This is a genomic window from Streptomyces sp. WAC 06738, assembly GCF_003945505.1.
Taxonomy (GTDB): domain Bacteria; phylum Actinomycetota; class Actinomycetes; order Streptomycetales; family Streptomycetaceae; genus Streptomyces.
Window position 1 is genome coordinate 4744206 of sequence record NZ_CP029618.1, and the last position, 15599, is coordinate 4759804.

Here is a 15599-nt window from a genome sequence, read left to right on the forward strand (position 1 = left end):
GGCGTTCTCCGTTCTAGCCGACCGGCGGTGACAGGGCCGTCACGATCGCCGCGGCGGGACCTCCGGAAGCCGCCCTCACCGGGGCAGACCCGGGCGCACACCTCTTGTCACAGGTGTGCTGCAAACGGTCCATTGAGTGTGCTGGTGTGGTGAGGAAACTCCCTATAGTGTCGGCGACTTGAGCACCCGCGAGCACGTTGCTCAACCCGGCGCACATACCCGACCTGGGACAGGCCACCTGCCCGGAGGAGCCCGTCGATGACCGCGCACCAGGATGCAGCCCCGCCCCGGGCCTCGCGTTCCCGCCTCCCCGCACCGCTGTCGGCCCTGTTCGTCACGGTGCCCGCGACCGCCGCCGCGGTCCTGGCCGCGGCGCTCGCCGGACCCGAGGACCACACCCGGCACATCGTCTACGCCGGTGGCGCCGCCGCCGTCCTGCTGTGCATAGCCGTCGCCGCCGCGGCCGGCTACCGGGCCAGGGCCGCCCGCGCCGACGAACGCGCCGCCGCCGCGGCCGGCGCCGCCGCCGTCTTCGCCGACCGCGTCATCCCCGAGGTGCTGCGGAAGATCGCCGCGGGCGCACCCGTCGACGAAGCACTCGCCGCCGCCCCGCGATTGGACAACCAGGCGTACCGGCGCGCCGTCCAGCAGGTCGCCGAGGAAGCGCGGCGCAGCGAGAACCGCCGCGCCGCCGCCATGGCCTCCTGCGCCAACGCCGCGGGCCGGATGCAGGCCATCACCACCAGCATGCTCGCCGACCTGCGCGAGATGGAGCACCGCCACGGCGACGCCGACGTCCTCGGCGACCTCCTCCACCTCGACCACCGCACCGCACAGGCCGGCCGCGTCGCCGACAGCATCGCCGTGCTGAGCGGCGCCCGCACCGGCCGCCGCTGGGCCAAGCCGATCGCGATGGAGTCCATCCTGCGCGGCGCCATGGGCCGGATCGCCGGCTACCAGCGCGTGCGGCTGCGCGCCGTCTCCGACGTGGCCGTCGCGGGACACGCCGCCGAGGGTGTCATGCACGCGCTCGCCGAACTCCTCGACAACGCCTGCAACTTCTCACCCCCCACCACCGAGGTGCACGTCTACGTCTCGGAGGTGCCCGCCGGCGCCGTCGTCACCATCGAGGACAGCGGACTGATGATGAGCGAGGCCGCGCAGCGCCGCGCCGAGCGCGCCGTCTCCGGCACCGCCACCGACCTGTCCACGCTCACCGGCACCCGGCTCGGCCTGCCCGTCGTCGGGCACCTCGCGCAGAAGCACGGGCTGACCGTCTCCTTCCGGCCCTCCGCCATCGGCGGTACGGGCGTGGTCCTGATGATCCCGCAGGAGCTGATCTCCCGCGCCCGGCCCGACGAGCCCGTACGTACACCGGGCCTGCCCATGCCCACCGAGGACACCGGCAGCACGCCGCTCCCGCTGCCCCGGCAGCGGGACGTCGCCGCCGGCGAGGACGCCGACGAGCGGGCGGGCGAGCGGGCGGGCGACGGCGGGCACGACCCGTTCGCGCTGGCCGCGCTGCCACGGCGGCGCCGCGGGCGCACACTGGCGGGCGCACACCCCGGCGGCGTGCCGGACGGCGCCCCGTCCGGCGAGGCCGCCGGTACGGGCACGGGCCGCGCACGTACGGGAACGGACACGGAAACGGGAACCGGCGACCGGAGCGCCGCCGGCGACGGCACCGCCCCGCAGCGGCGCCTCGAAGCCGCCGGCTCCGCCGCCCGGTTCGGCGCCTTCCGGCGCGCGGTGACCGGCCAGGAGCGCGACGCCGAAGGCACGGGCGGCGCGGCCACGGCGGGCGGCGCCCTGATCGCCGCCGTCAACGGCCGCAAGCGCGACACCGGCCACGCAGACGACGTACCGGCCGCAGGCGCCGTACGGAACGAAGACGGACAGCAAGACGACGCACGACAGGACGACGGCGCACGCGCCGAAGCCCCCGTACCAGCAGAGCAACCCGCGGAACGCGAGGACCCCGCCGCGCCCGGCGACGGCACCGACCCCGCCACCGCGCCCCCCGCACGCAACGCCGCTTCATCTTCGGAGGACGACAGATGACCCAATCTCCCGCCGAGGCCACCGGGCTGACCTGGCTGCTGGAGGGGTTGCTGGAGCGCACGCCCGGCGCCAGGCACGCCCTCGTCCTCTCCCGCGACGGACTCAAGCTCTGCCACACCCCCGAGCTCTCCGAGGACCGCGCCGACCAGCTCGCCGCCATCTCCGCCGGCATCCAGAGCCTCTCGCACGGCGCCTCCGTCGAGTTCGGCGACGGCAGCGGCGGCGTACGGCAGTCGATGACCGAGTTCTACGGCGGCATCCTCTTCATCGCCGAAGCCGGATCCGGCAGCCACGTCGCCGTGATCGCCGCCGAGACGGCCGACCCCGGACTCGTCGGGCACAACATGCTGGAACTCGTCGAGCAGCTCGGCGAACACCTCAGCGCCTCGCCCCGCGGGCCCGTACCCGCGGCCGAGGGGGTCGCGGCGGAATGACCCGCCCCGGCCGGGACGACGACCCGGACCGGCTGTACACCCTCACAGGAGGGCGCAGCCGGCCCGCCAGCGACGAGTTCGACCTCGTCACCCTGGTCGTCGCCGAGGACGAACCGGCACCGGGCATGCAGTCGGAGCACGCCGCGATCCTGCGCATCTGCCGCACCCCGACCGCCGTGGTGGAACTCTCCGCCGACCTCGGACTGCCCGTCGGCATCACCAAGATCCTGCTGTCCGACCTGCTGGCCGCCGGCCGGATCACCGCACGCCACCCGCGGTACGCGCCCCCGCGCACACCGGGCGGCGTCCGGTTCGCCGATCCCGAGACTCTGGAGAAGGTGCTCGTTGGACTCCGCCACCTCTGACCCCCGCGCGACCCCTGCGCCGGGCGGCGCGACCGAGCGCGCCCCCCTGGCCCGTACCGCGGACAACGGGCTGAAGATCGTCATCGTCGGCGGCTTCGGCGTCGGCAAGACCACCATGGTCCGCTCCGTCAGCGACATCCGGCCGCTGAACACCGAGGAGACGATGACCCTCGCCGGCCGCGGCATCGACGACCGCCGCGCCGTGCCCGGCAAGACCGCCACGACGGTCGCCTTCGACTTCGGGCGCATCAGCCTCGACGAGCGCACCGTGCTCTACCTCTTCGGGGCGCCCGGCCAGGAACGCTTCTGGTTCCTCTGGGACCGGCTGTTCTCCGGGACGCTCGGCGCGATCGTCCTCGTCGACCACCGCAGGCTCTCCGACTCCTGGTACGCCATCGACCGGCTGGAGCACCACGGCACGCCGTTCATCGTCGCCCGCAACGACTTCGGCGGCCCGCCCTACACCAGCGCCGAAGTACGCGAAGCGCTCGACCTCGACCCGCACGTCCCGCTCGTCGACTGCGACGCGCGGTCCCGCGAGTCCAGCAAGGGCGTACTGATCGCCCTGGTCGAACACCTCCAGCGCCTCGCCGCCGGTACGGCCACCGCGACCGCCGCGACCGCCGCGACCGCCGCCGCAGCCACCGTCCCCACCGCACCGGAGACCGCGACATGACCCCGACCCCCGACGACCAGGCCGCGCACGAGGGGAGCAGCAGCCAGGCGCCACCGCGCACGGGCGCGCTCAGCGAGGCCCCCGCGCCGGGCGTGCCGGATGCGCCCGGTGAGTCCGGTGCGCCCGGTGAGCCGTCGGCCGACCCGGATGCGCCGGGCACCGCGCCGGGTGCGCCGGCCGACGTGCCCGCGCCCGACGGCCCCGACGCGCCCCCCGCTGCCGACGCACCCCCCGCCGCCTGCCCCGCGCACGCGGGCGCCGCCGGGGCCGTACCGCTCAGCGGCCCCCGCTTCCACACCGACCCACGCGACCTCTACCGCGAGATGCGCCGCGACCACGGCCCCGTCGTCCCCGTCGAACTCCCCGGCGACATCCCCGCCTGGCTCGTCATCGGCTACCGCGAACTCCACCAGGTCACCTCCGACCCCGAACTCTTCGCCCGGGACCGCGGGCTGTGGAACCAGTGGGAGAAGATCCCGCCGGACTGGCCGCTGCTGCCGATGGTCGGCCAGGTCATGCCGTCGATCCACTTCACCGCCTCCACCGCCGACCACCGCAGGCACGCCGTCATGGTCGGCGCCGCACTGGAGAGCGTCGACCCCTTCGACCTCCGCCGGCACTGCGAACAACTCGCCGACCGGCTCATCGACTCCTTCTGCTCCCGCGGCAGCGCCGAACTCGTCGGCGACTACGCCGTCCCCCTCCCCGTCCTCGTCCTCGCCCGCCTCATCGGCTTCCCCGACGCCCAGGGACGGCAACTCGCCCAGGTCCTCAACGAACTCGCGGACGGCGGACCCGGAGCGCTCAAGGCGTACGAGACCTTCGTCGAGCACATGACGCGGCTCGTCGCCGAGAAACGGCTCGCGCCCGGCCAGGACGTCGCCTCGCGGATGCTCGCCGACCCCATGCACTTCACCGACGAAGAGGTCATGCTCGACCTCAAGGACACCACCGCCGCCGGCTTCCTGCCCACCGCCGACTGGATCGGCAACTCCATCCGCCTCATGCTCACCGACGACCGCTTCGCCGCCGCCCTCGGCGGCGGGCGGCACAGCGTCGGCCAGGCCATGAACGAGGTGCTGTGGGAGGACACGCCCACGCAGATCCTCGTCGGCCGCTGGGCCGCCCGCGACACCCAGCTCGGCGGCCGTCCGGTCGGCGCGGGCGACCTGCTGCTCCTCGGCCTCGCCGCCGCCAACGACGACCCGCAGATCCAGCAGGCCCTGGTCGGGCCGGGCGGCGCGGGCGGGGCCGGCGGCATGGGCGGCGGATACGGGTACGGGGGCGCCGGCGTACCCGCGCAGGCGGGCAACAGCGCCCACTTCGCCTTCAGCTACGGCGACTTCCGCTGCCCCTTCCCGGCCCAGGAGATCGCTGAGATCATCGCCCGGACGGGCCTCGAGGTACTCCTCGACCGGCTGCCCGACCTGGACCTGTCCGTGCCGGCCCGGACGCTGGTGCGGCGGCCGTCCGCGTTCCTGCGCGGCATGACCGCCCTGCCGGTCACCTTCACCCCCGTACGCGCTGCAGGAGGTCATCCGTGAACTGCCCGCACGCCGCCGGCTCCGCCGCCCCGACCGGCTCCGGGGCCCTCCCCGAACCGCTGGCCATCGACCCGCTCGTACGCGACCTCGCGGGCGAGACCGCGCTCCTGTGCGCCGCCGCCCCGCTCACCCGGATCGAACTGCTCGGCGCGCCCGCGTGGACCGTCACGCGGCACGCGGAGGCCCGCCGACTGCTCACCGACGCACGGCTGGTCAAGGACATCGGAGCCTGGCGGCTGTGGCAGACCGGCGAGGTGACGGCGGAGTGGCCGCTGATCGGGATGGTCGACCCGGGCCGGTCGATGTTCACGGTCGACGGCGCCGAGCACCGGCGGCTGCGCGCCAAGACGGCGCAGGCCATCACGCCGCGGCGGCTCGACGCGCTGCGGCCGGTGGTCGAGCGGGTGACGGCCGAGCTGCTGGACTCCCTGGCGGCCGCGGCGGCCGCGGGCGACGGGGTCGTCGACCTCAAGGAGGTCTTCGCGCAGCCGCTGCCGATGCGGGTGGTGTGCGCGCTCATGGGCGTCGCGGAATCGGAGATACCGCGGCAGATGCGCCTGTGGAAAGCTTTCTTCTCCATGCTCACGCCGCAGGAGGAACGGCTCGCGGTGATGGCGGAACTCGACCGCGTGTTCACCGACATGGTGCGGCAGAAGACCGCGGAGCCCGCCGACGACCTCACGAGCGCGCTGATCCTCGCCGACGAGGGCGGCGAGCCGCTCACCGAGGAAGAGGTCGTCGGCAACCTGAAGTCCATGATCGCGGCCGGGCACGAGACCACGATCACGCTCCTCCTCACCACCGTGCGCGGACTGCTGACCCACCCCGAGCAGCTCGCCCTGGTCCGCGAGGGCAAGGTGACGTGGGAGACGGCGATCGAGGAGGCGCTGCGCTACGACCCGCCCGTGACCCACCTGCTGATGCGGTTCGCGACGGAGGACATCGAGATCGCCGGCACGGTGATCGAGAAGGGCGAGGGCGTCGTCATCTCGTACCGCGCGATCGGGCGGGACGCCGGGCACCACGGGGCGGACGCGGATGCCTTCGACGTGACGCGGGCGACGCCGATCCGGCACATGACCTTCGGGCACGGGCCGCACATCTGCCCGGGCGCGGCGCTGTCGCGGCTGGAGGCGGCGGTGGCGCTGCCGGCGCTCTTCGCCCGGTTCCCGGACCTGCGGGCGGCGGTGCCGCTGGGGGAGCTGCGCAACCTGCCGGTCCTGACGCAGAACGACCTGGAGTCCTTCCCGGTACGCCTCGCCTGACGCCTGACGCCTGACGCCTGACGCCTGACGCCTGACGCCTGACGGCGGTCGGCGGCTGACGGCTGACAGATGACGTCAGTCGTCCGGGGTTCCCAGGGTGGCGTGCACGGGGCGCGCGGGGCGTTGGGAGAGCCGGGGGGCGTGCGCGCGTCGCGTGCGCCGGAGCCGGGCGGTCTTCTACCCGTTCGGCTGTACCCTCTGCGTGCGGTCCGCCGGTCCGCTGCTCGTATGCCCGTCACACCCTGGCCGCGATGACGCCCGAAACGCCACCTGTAACCCGCCTGGGCCCCGCCCGGTCGCCGTCCCGCCCGGGACGCGGAACCCTGAGGGACGACGCCAAGGGCCCGCGTGTCGGCCGCACGGGGAGGACAGCGCAGGAAGGGCCGCGCAGGAGAGGGCAGGTGCAGCCGGTGCGGGAGGACGGCGCGCAGGGCGCGGGGCAGGACGAGGGCGGCCCGCGCGAGGGCCGCGGCTCGCACGGCGCGAAGCGCGGCTCGTACGGCGAGGGACGCGCCCCGTACGAGAACGGGCGGGCCTACCGCGTGGGGAACGGTGCGCTGGACCTGATGGTCCGGTCCAGCCGCCCCGATGCCACCGGCGGTGAGCGGCGGGTCCGCTGGGCGCTGCGGTGGCTGCCGGCCGCGCTCATCGTCGTGGGGGCGGTGTTCTTCTGGTTCACGCCGGAGGGGCTGAGGTCGTCGCCGGTCTTCGAGACCACCCCGCTGGTCGCCGCCGCGCTGCTCACCCTGCGCGGCACCATCGCCGTCGCCGTCGCCGCCCTGGTGGTGGACGTCGCGCTCGAAATCCTCAACGGCACCGCCACGAGGCCCGACGCGCTCACCCAGATGGTGTCGCAGGCCGTGCTCGGCGCCCTGGCCATCGGCATCAACCTCCTCATCCAGCGCAACTACCGCCGGCTGACCTCCGCCCGCCACGTCGCCGTCGCCGCGCAGCGCGCCGTGCTGCCGAACCCGCCGGACGGCTTCGGCACGCTGCGGGTCGCCGCCCGCTACCAGGCCGCGGACGCCGACGCCCGGATCGGCGGCGACCTCTACGCCGTGCAGGAGGGCCCGTACGGCGTGCGCTGCATCGTCGGCGACGTACGCGGCAAGGGGCTGGAGGCGGTGGAGTCCGTGGCGGTCGTCATCGGCGCTTTCCGGGAGGCGGCCGAGGAGGAGGCGGGGCTCGCGGGAGTCGCGCGGCGGCTGGAACGCGCGCTGCAGCGCCAGGAGACGGGGCGCAGCGGCCTCGACCGGGTGGAGGGGTTCACGACCGCGGTGCTGGCGGAGGTCGACCGCGAGGGCGGCGCGCTGCGGCTGCTCAACCGCGGCCATCCGGCGCCGCTGCTGCTCGGGCCGGACGGCGCGGCGCGCACGCTGCACCCGCGCGAGCACGCGCTGCCGCTGGGCATGGGCGACCTGGGTACGTGGCCGGACGAGCTGATGGAGGAGGCGTTCCCGCCGGGCGCGGCGCTCGTCCTCTTCACGGACGGCGTGACCGAGGCGCGGAACAAGGCGGGCGTCTTCTACGACCCGCTGACCCGGCTGGACGGCCGGCTGTTCGACGGGCCGCACGAACTCCTGGACGCCCTCCTGGACGACGTGACCCGTTATACGGGCGGAAGGATCGCGGACGACATGGCGCTCTTCGCCCTCGCCCGCTCCCGTACCCCGTTCGCGGAGCCGCCGGACTCGCCCCCGGCCGCACACGCTCCGTAGTGGAACAGCGCCCCTCCGCATAACAACTGATGCACGATCAGCTAACGACCGGACCTCACTGCGCGTAATCAGGGCGTCAACTTGTCCGTTTCCGCTGGTGCATGCCCGGATCGTCCGCGGTAAAGCACAACTGAATAACGGGAACGACTTGGAATCGAACGCCGTCGTCCGCTAGCGTGCGGTAACGCAGCGCGGTCGTCACTGCCGTCGCAAGAGGCGGCACCGTGCGCCGTCGCCGAATCCCGCACGAGTCACAACTGCAGCAACGGCAACACCTAGGGAACCGGGGAACCACCACCTTGGGGTGAATCGGGCCAACCTCCGCGAGGAGGCGGCCCGTAGGAGACCTTCCTGCTCCGAACCCGTCAGCTAACCCGGTAGGCGAGAAGGAAGGAAAGGAGTACGCCTTCGTGGCGTCCTACAGGTCTGGGCCTGGCTACGGCCATGGCTATGACGATTACGGCTACGACGGCTATGCGCCCGGCGGCTACGCCCCCGAGGGGTATGCGCCCACCGGTTACGCCGCCGAAGAGCCGGTCGACGAAGTCCTCCCCGAGGACGACCTTCCCTCCCGCGGCCGTCGGCGCCTTCCCCGGCAGCGCGGCGGCAGCATGGCGCGCAGCGGCGCCGTACTCGGCGTGGGCGTCTTCGCCGCCGTCGGCGCGGGCAGCATGGCCACGGCGCAGGAGAAGCCGCCGGTCGCGATATCCATGCCCGACCAGGTCGACACCGTGGCGAACCGGATAAGCGCCCAACTCCCGGACGCGGAGAGCCTGCCGGGCGTCGGCGAGCTGATGCCGAGCGAGGAGGAGCCCGCTTCCGACTCGGTCGTCACCACGGCTCCGCTCACCCAGGTCAGCTACGCCAGCGACACCGACACCGCGAACCAGCCCGCCGACTCCGGCGAGGCGCTGCGGGCCCGCATCCTGGAGCAGGCCGAGCAGCAGCAGGCGGAGGCCGACGCCTCCGCCCGCGCGGCGGCCGAGGCCGAGGCCGCCAAGCAGGCGGCCGAGGAGGCCGCCGAGGCGAAGGCGGCGGAAGAGGAGCGCCAGCGCCGCCTGGAGGAGGAGCGCCGCCGCAAGGCGGAAGAGGAAGCCCGCCGCAAGGCGGAGGCGGAGCGCCTCGCCAAGCTCGCCGCCAGCTACGTCGCCCCGGTCGCGAATTACACGCTCACCTCGACGTTCGGCGAGTCCGGCGACATGTGGGCCGCGGGCCACACGGGCCAGGACTTCGCCGCCTCCACCGGCACCCCGGTCAAGGCGGTGCACGGCGGCACGATCACCGAGGCCGGCTGGGCCGGCTCGTATGGCTACCGCATCGTCCTCACGCTCGAGGACGGCACCGAAGTCTGGTACTGCCATCTCTCCTCCATCATCCAGTCCTCCGGCGAGGTGACGACCGCCGACGTCATCGGGCGCGTGGGCGCCACGGGCAACGTCACCGGCCCGCACCTGCACCTTGAGGTACGACCCGGCGGCGGGGACGCAGTGGACCCCCTCGCCTGGCTGCGCAACAACGGCGCCCCGGTCTGATCCACCCGGCGGGCCCAGCGCCCCGGCCCCCACGGCCGGGACGGGTACCCGCCGCACGGACCGCTAGCCCCCATAACCCCTCTCCCACGTCTCCGGCGTGCCCGAACGCAACTTCCCCCGTGGCGTACGAGCACGCACCGAGACCGCCGGCGGCCCTGGTGGCCGACCCCCCGACACCAGGGCCGTCGGCACTTTCCCGGGACCTACTCCCCGGGCCCGCAGAGGCAGAACGGATGCCCGGCGGGATCGGCGAACACCGGACAACTGCCCCCCGCCTCCGAGAGCCGCGTGGCCCCGAGCCGCAGCGCCAGCTCACCGGCGGCGGTGGAGTCGTCGACGCCGAAGCAGATGTGCATCTGCTGCGGGTAGGTGCGGTCGAGGTCGGGCCAGAGCGGCGGCCGGTAGCCTTCGACTTCCTCGAAGGCCAGCCGTGGAAAGCTCTCTTCGTCCTTGGCGATCACCATCCAGTCCTCGCGGATGACCCGCATGCCGAGCAACTGCGTGTAGAAGTCGGCGAGCTGACGGGCGTCGGCGCAGTCGAGCACGATGTTCCTGACGTAGGCGTCCATGGCGGCAGCCTGCCACGCACGGCGGACACCGCGGGGAGACCAGCGGCGGCGATTCAGGCAGCCGCGGTGGCAGCGGCAGGGCGGGATCCCCCGGCGGCGATCTCACCCAGGGCGGCGCGGATGGTGTGGAGCATCCGCTGGGGCCGCTCGAAGGCGTCGGTCGCGGTGAACCGGAGCATGCGCCGGACCTCGGGGCAGCGCCCCAGGTCGTTGAAGCGCTCGATGTCGGCGAGATGGGCGGCCCGGCTGCCGTGGAAGCCGTAGCCCTCGATCTCGACGACGAGCCCCGCCGCCGGAAAGAAGAAGTCCACCCGTATCCGCCGGCCGTTGGGCGCGGTGAACGGCACTTGGCTGAGCGGCCGCAGCCCGGCGTCGTACATCCGCAGCCGCGCGACGGTCTCGGCGGGGGACCCGGAGCGAGGATCGACGAGCGCCAGCCGCTGCCGCGCCTGGACCACACCCCGCCGCTGCCCGATACCGGCAAGGGCCTCGGAGACCGCATGCAGATCGGTCACCTGCTCCCGCCACCGCCGCGGCCACCCTCCGCCGGGCGCGAGCGGCCGCCGGGTCAGGGCGGACTCCACGGCCACGAGCGCGGCGTCCCGCTCGGCTGTACGCAGCAGGTCGACGAGGGTCCGCGCGGCGCCGGTCACACGCAGCCCCGCGACACTGACGATCTCGTCGTCACTCAGGGCGGTCCGATGCAGCAGGCACCCCTCGGGCGCCCGCCCCCGCGCCCGCACGTGCGTGAACTCGGGCCGCACGGCGAGGACTTCGACCCCGAGCAGATGAGCCGCGGCACTGTGACTGACGACCAGCTCCGGCCGCCCGGCCTGCGCCACCCGCAACCGCAACCGCAGGTCAGGAACCCGCCCCGGCTCCACCCACACCCCGGCCCGAACCTTCCGCCACCCCTCTTTCCGCAACCGCCGCACCAACACCCCGGACGACCACCCGGCCGCCAAAGCCTCGGCACACACCAACACCCCACCGTTCCCAGCCGCCAACGCCCCCAGCGACCCAAGTTCCCCCGTCATGCCCCCACCCTCCCCCAAATCCCCACCCCCCGCTTCCCCTGTGGATAACTCCCGCTCGAGGGCCTGCCAATCCGGGGCTGAGATCACAAGGTAGTGCCGTCAGGATCTGGGGCTGTCACGCATGAGAACAACACCGAACACGGCGTCCATCGAGGCCCATTCAAGGCGGCCGGTGATACCTGCAGGGGCGGGCATCCGGTGCCTCCAATACGCTCAGGACCCGGATCTGAGACGCTTCTTCTTGAGGGGCGCCCGCCGCCTCTCGGCTACAGCCTCCGCCACGCGTTCCGCACACTGGGACGGATCTTCGTGCTCCCAGAAACGCAGGATCATCCAGCCAGCGTTCAGAAGGCGTTCGTCGGTATCACGGTCGCGGTTTACGTTTCCAGCCACTTTTTCAGACCAGTACCCGGAGTTGGTCCGAGGGGACACGTAGTGCTCAGGGCATCCGTGCCAGTAGCAACCGTCGACGAACACGGCGACCTTGGACGGCCGGAACACCAGGTCGGCCGTTCTGCGCAACTCGGGCAGAGGGCGCGCCGCGACACGGTAGCGCAGCCCTTTGGCGTGGAGCTTTTGCCGTAGCAGCTTCTCGGGCTTGGTGTCCCTGCTGCGGATCGCCTGCATATTTCGGCGGCGGGCCGCCGATGAAGCCCACGAACCCTCCGGGGGCAACCACGTCGACTCCTCTTCTGGCGTCACGGCAGCTCGTTCCATCATGCGGCTACGGGACAGAGCCCAATGGCCACCCACGGGGCTCCTGAGTGTGCCAGACGATCGAAGCCGAGCCTGGAGCGGGGTGCAAGTTTCAAGCAGCATTCGAGGGCTGTGGGCTTCGCGATGGGGGCCAGGGGGTGGGGTGGGGTGGGTTGGTGGTGTAGGCGGCTCTTGTTAGGGCGGGTTGGGCTATCGCCTTGTTCTGCCACATCGTCGTCAGCAGCGCCTGTTCGCGGGTCGCGTAGTCCTTCGCCGGGCGGCCCTGCGTCGCCTGGGCGCGGAGCAGGGCCAGGGTGGTCGCCGCGCGTTCGTAGTCGGCGACCGCGCGGCGGGCCTCGTCGCCGTGGGCGTGGCGGGCCAGGCTGCGGGCTATCTTGCGGATGCGTAGCGAGGAGAGGGCCACCGGTTCCGCGGGGACCAGCCAGCCGGCCTGGGCGTAGGCGGGGAGCTGGGTGCGTATCGTGCGGAGTTTGCCGCCGCGGGACCAGACCGCCAGCCACACCAGCAGGCCGAACACCGGCGCCATCACGAAGGCGTACGCGCCGAGGAAGGCGTAGCCGTTCATCACCGCCGAGCCGTTCCACAGCGCGTGCATCGCGATCGCCAGCAGCAGGCCGGCCACCGGCAGGACCACGCGGCGTACGCGCTGGCCGGCGACCGTCATGGCCGCCAGGCCGAAGCCTATGCCCGCCATCGCCGTGAAGAGCGGGTGCGCGAACGGGGAGAAGACGATCCGGGCGATGAACGTCACGGTCACCGTGGCCAGGGGGCCGGAGTCGCCGAAGGTCTGGTTCTCCTCGTACGCCCTGCCCAGGTAGAGGATGTTCTCGGTGAACGCGAAGCCCGTGCCGATGATCCCCGCCAGCACCAGGCCGTCGACCAGGCCGGAGAAGTAGTGCCTGCGGAAGAGGAACAGCAGCAGTATCGCCGCCGCCTTCGCGCTCTCCTCCACCACCGGCGCCACGACCGCCATCCCCCACAGGTCCGCCTCGCGTGACGACGCCGTCGGCAGGCCGGTGGCGATCCAGCGGGCGGCGAAGGTGTTCGCCAGCATGGCGACGAGCGTCGCGGCGAAGGCGCCCCAGGCGAACGCGAAGACGCGGTAGCGCCACGGTCCCGGCGCCACCCGGTCCAGCCACAGGAAGCCCGCGATCAGCAGCGGCACCGGCAGCAGCGCCAGCCCGCCGCCCAGGAGCATCCCGTGCGTGCCGGTCTCCGTCCACACCAGCCACAGGATCGCCAGCCCCGCCAGCGTCAGCACGGTCCCCACCGCGCCTATGCGTACGCCCCTTCTGCGCCAGAACCGCCGGCCGGCGGGAGGGGTGTGTGCGGTGGGTTCCGCCGCTTGGGGGCGCGCGTCCTCGTACTCCGGGCGCGGGCCGAACTCCTCGGGCTCCCGCGGCCGGGTCATGAGCTGAGCGCCTTCGTACCGCACCCTTCGACCCTAGCCAGTCCTCCCGCCGCGCGCGACGGGCTATTTATCGCTGATGCGGCGGAAGAGCAGATCGTTCACGATGTGCCCCTTTCCGAGCCCCTGCCCCTCGAAGCGCGTACGCGGGCGGAAGTCCGGCCGCGGCGCGTAGCCGCCGGGGTGGGTGTTCTCGAAGTACGGTGACGCCTCCAGCGTCTCCAGCATCCACTCCGCGTACGGCTCCCAGTCCGTCGCGCAGTGCAGCACCGCCCCGGGCGCCATCCGCGACGCCGCCAGCGCCAGGAACTCCGGCTGGACGAGCCGGCGCTTGTGGTGCCTCTTCTTGGGCCACGGGTCCGGGAAGTAGATCCGCATCCCGGCGAGCGCGGCCGGGGGCAGCATCTCGCGCAGCAGGATGACGGCGTCGCCGTTGCCGATGCGTACGTTCGTCAGGCCGCGCTGCTCGATGAGCCGCAGCAGGTTGCCCTGGCCGGGGGTGTGGACGTCGACGGCGAGGATCCCGGTCGCGGGGTTGGCGGCGGCCATGTCCGCGGTCGCCTCGCCCATGCCGAAGCCGATTTCGAGGACGACGGGGAGGCCGCAGAAGAGGTCGTCGAGATCGAGTACGGACGCGCCGTCGATGTCGAAGCCCCACTTCGGCCAGAGCCGCTTCAGGGCCTCGCCCTGCGCGAGGGTCACGCGGCTGCGGCGCGGCACGAAGGAGCGGATACGGCGCTCGTTGTGCGGCCCGGCGGGCGCGGGGGCGGGGCCGTCGGGGAACCTGGGCTGGGGACGATCGTGCTGATCGGAGTGGTCGGACACAGTGTCCCCAGTTTACGAAGGCCCCGAGCCGATTCCCGAGCCGGTCCCTGAGCCGGTCCGCGAGCCGGTCCCGGGGACGGCGGCCCCCCACAGATCACAGCAGGGCGAGCGTCCTGCGGGCGACCTCCCTGCCGATCGGCAGCGCCGCGGTCGCCGCCGGGGACGGCGCGTTCAGTACGTGGATCGTCCGCGGCCCCTCCGCGAAGCGGAAGTCGTCCACCAGCGTCCCGTCCGGGAGCACCGCCTGCGACCGTACCCCCGGCTGCGCCGGGCGCAGGTCCTTCTCGTCGACGGCGGGCAGCATGCGCCGTACGTCCTGGGTGAACGCCCGGCGGGAGAGGGAGCGGCGGAGTTCGCCGAGACCGTAGCGCCAGTGGCGGCGGGCTATGCGCCAGCTACCCGGGTACGCGACCGCGCCGGCGGCGTCCCGGGGGCTGAGGCGCGTACGGGAGTAGCCCTCCCGGGCCAGCGCGGGGACGGCGTTGGGGCCGAGGTGGACGGCGCCGTCGATGCCGCGGGTGAGGTGGACGCCGAGGAAGGGGAACGCGGGGTCGGGGACGGGGTAGACGAGGCCGCGGACGAGGTCGGCGGCGTGGGGGGCCAGCTCGTAGTACTCGCCGCGGAAGGGGAGAATGCGCAGCCCGGGGCGGTCGCCGGCGAGGCGGGCGATGCGGTCGGAGTGCAGGCCGGCGCAGTTGACCAGGGCGCGGGCGCGGACGACGTCACCGGCGGCGGTACGGACGGCGACCGCGGTGCGGACGGCGACACCGGAGCGGACCGCGGCGACAGGGCGGACGGAAGGACCGGGCCCGACGGCGGCACCGGCGGCACCGGCGGCACCGGTGTCGCCGGAGCGTGCCGCGTCGGCCGCGGGGGCTGCCCCGCTCGCGGTAGCGGACCCGTCCGGGCGCCTCACGATCGCCCGGACCTCCGCCCCGTACCGCACCTCCGCCCCCGCCTCCCGCGCCAGCTCCGCCAGCGTCCGCGCCACCGCCCGGAAGTCGCACACCCCCGTCGTCGCCACGTGCAGCGCCGCCAGCCCGCGCACGTGCGGCTCGTACTCCGTGATCTGCGCGGACCCCAGCTCGCGCACCGGGATGCCGTTCTCGCGCCCGCGCTGCGCCAGGGCGTGCAGGCGCGGCAGCTCCTCCCGGTCGGTGGCGACGACGATCTTGCCGGTGACCGCGTGCGGCAGGCCGTGCTCGGCGCAGAACGCGACCATCTCGCTGGCCCCCTGCACCGCGTAGCGCGCCTTGAGCGAGCCCGGCCGGTAGTACAGCCCGCTGTGGATCACGCCGCTGTTGCGCCCGGTCTGGTGCTGGGCCGGGCCGGGTTCCTTCTCCAGGACGACGACGCGGATGCCGGGGGCGGCGCGCGTCAGCGCGTACGCCGTGGAGAGGCCGACGATGCCGGCGCCGATCACGAGGACGTCGCAGTCGTCCGCCATG

The 15599-nt window shown here is 73.5% G+C and carries 14 protein-coding genes and 1 riboswitch; of the genes, 8 read left to right on the forward strand and 6 right to left on the reverse strand.

What is annotated here, in order from left to right; all coding sequences use genetic code 11:
* The first annotated feature begins 258 nt into the window (after positions 1 to 258).
* The 8 genes from DMB38_RS20915 to DMB38_RS20950 all read left to right on the forward strand — a co-directional run bounded on the left by DMB38_RS20915 (position 259) and on the right by DMB38_RS20950 (position 9595).
* Positions 259 to 2061 (forward strand): ATP-binding protein, encoded by a 1803-nt coding sequence (locus DMB38_RS20915; protein ID WP_125936481.1) that lies wholly within the window; start codon positions 259 to 261, stop codon positions 2059 to 2061.
* Positions 2058 to 2495: a roadblock/LC7 domain-containing protein gene (locus DMB38_RS20920; protein WP_125936482.1), complete on the forward strand. Its 438-nt coding sequence runs from the start codon at positions 2058 to 2060 to the stop codon at positions 2493 to 2495. Before DMB38_RS20915 ends, DMB38_RS20920 begins: the two co-directional genes overlap by 4 nt.
* Entirely contained in the window at positions 2492 to 2860 is a 369-nt protein-coding gene (locus DMB38_RS20925; RefSeq protein WP_047017380.1) for a DUF742 domain-containing protein, read from the forward strand. Before DMB38_RS20920 ends, DMB38_RS20925 begins: the two co-directional genes overlap by 4 nt.
* On the forward strand, positions 2841 to 3536 hold the full coding sequence (locus DMB38_RS20930; RefSeq protein ID WP_125936483.1) for an ATP/GTP-binding protein: 696 nt from the start codon (positions 2841 to 2843) through the stop codon (positions 3534 to 3536). Before DMB38_RS20925 ends, DMB38_RS20930 begins: the two co-directional genes overlap by 20 nt.
* Complete coding sequence (locus DMB38_RS20935) at positions 3533 to 5080, forward strand: cytochrome P450 (protein ID WP_240662396.1); 1548 nt, start codon at positions 3533 to 3535, stop codon at positions 5078 to 5080. The genes DMB38_RS20930 and DMB38_RS20935 overlap by 4 nt, the downstream gene beginning before the upstream one ends.
* Positions 5077 to 6345 (forward strand): cytochrome P450, encoded by a 1269-nt coding sequence (locus tag DMB38_RS20940; RefSeq protein WP_125936484.1) that lies wholly within the window; start codon positions 5077 to 5079, stop codon positions 6343 to 6345. Before DMB38_RS20935 ends, DMB38_RS20940 begins: the two co-directional genes overlap by 4 nt.
* Positions 6346 to 6746: 401 nt before the next feature.
* A complete protein-coding gene (locus tag DMB38_RS20945; RefSeq protein WP_240662397.1) occupies positions 6747 to 8063 on the forward strand; it encodes a PP2C family protein-serine/threonine phosphatase in 1317 nt (438 codons plus the stop codon).
* A 223-nt stretch (positions 8064 to 8286) separates the two neighbouring features.
* Positions 8287 to 8462: riboswitch (cyclic di-AMP (ydaO/yuaA leader) on the forward strand.
* 11 nt (positions 8463 to 8473) lie between these two features.
* Positions 8474 to 9595, forward strand: coding sequence for a M23 family metallopeptidase (locus DMB38_RS20950; protein WP_125936485.1), 1122 nt, complete (start codon positions 8474 to 8476; stop codon positions 9593 to 9595).
* Between the two features lie 203 nt (positions 9596 to 9798).
* Here the strand turns inward: DMB38_RS20950 and DMB38_RS20955 are convergent, their stop codons facing one another.
* From DMB38_RS20955 to lhgO, 6 genes are all read right to left on the reverse strand, one after another.
* The gene (locus DMB38_RS20955; RefSeq protein WP_125936486.1) at positions 9799 to 10164 is read right to left on the reverse strand and encodes a VOC family protein; all 366 of its coding nucleotides are present in this window, start codon (positions 10162 to 10164) and stop codon (positions 9799 to 9801) included.
* Between the two features lie 53 nt (positions 10165 to 10217).
* On the reverse strand, positions 10218 to 11054 hold the full coding sequence (locus tag DMB38_RS20960; protein ID WP_240662398.1) for an endonuclease domain-containing protein: 837 nt from the start codon (positions 11052 to 11054) through the stop codon (positions 10218 to 10220).
* 360 nt (positions 11055 to 11414) lie between these two features.
* Positions 11415 to 11903 (reverse strand): very short patch repair endonuclease, encoded by a 489-nt coding sequence (locus tag DMB38_RS20965; protein ID WP_276314964.1) that lies wholly within the window; start codon positions 11901 to 11903, stop codon positions 11415 to 11417.
* 106 nt (positions 11904 to 12009) lie between these two features.
* Positions 12010 to 13329: a PrsW family intramembrane metalloprotease gene (locus DMB38_RS20970; protein ID WP_125939168.1), complete on the reverse strand. Its 1320-nt coding sequence runs from the start codon at positions 13327 to 13329 to the stop codon at positions 12010 to 12012.
* 63 nt (positions 13330 to 13392) lie between these two features.
* On the reverse strand, positions 13393 to 14151 hold the full coding sequence (gene trmB, locus DMB38_RS20975) for a tRNA (guanosine(46)-N7)-methyltransferase TrmB (protein ID WP_125936488.1): 759 nt from the start codon (positions 14149 to 14151) through the stop codon (positions 13393 to 13395).
* 94 nt (positions 14152 to 14245) lie between these two features.
* Entirely contained in the window at positions 14246 to 15598 is a 1353-nt protein-coding gene (gene lhgO / locus DMB38_RS20980) for an L-2-hydroxyglutarate oxidase (protein ID WP_125936489.1), read from the reverse strand.
* Position 15599 lies beyond the last annotated feature (1 nt).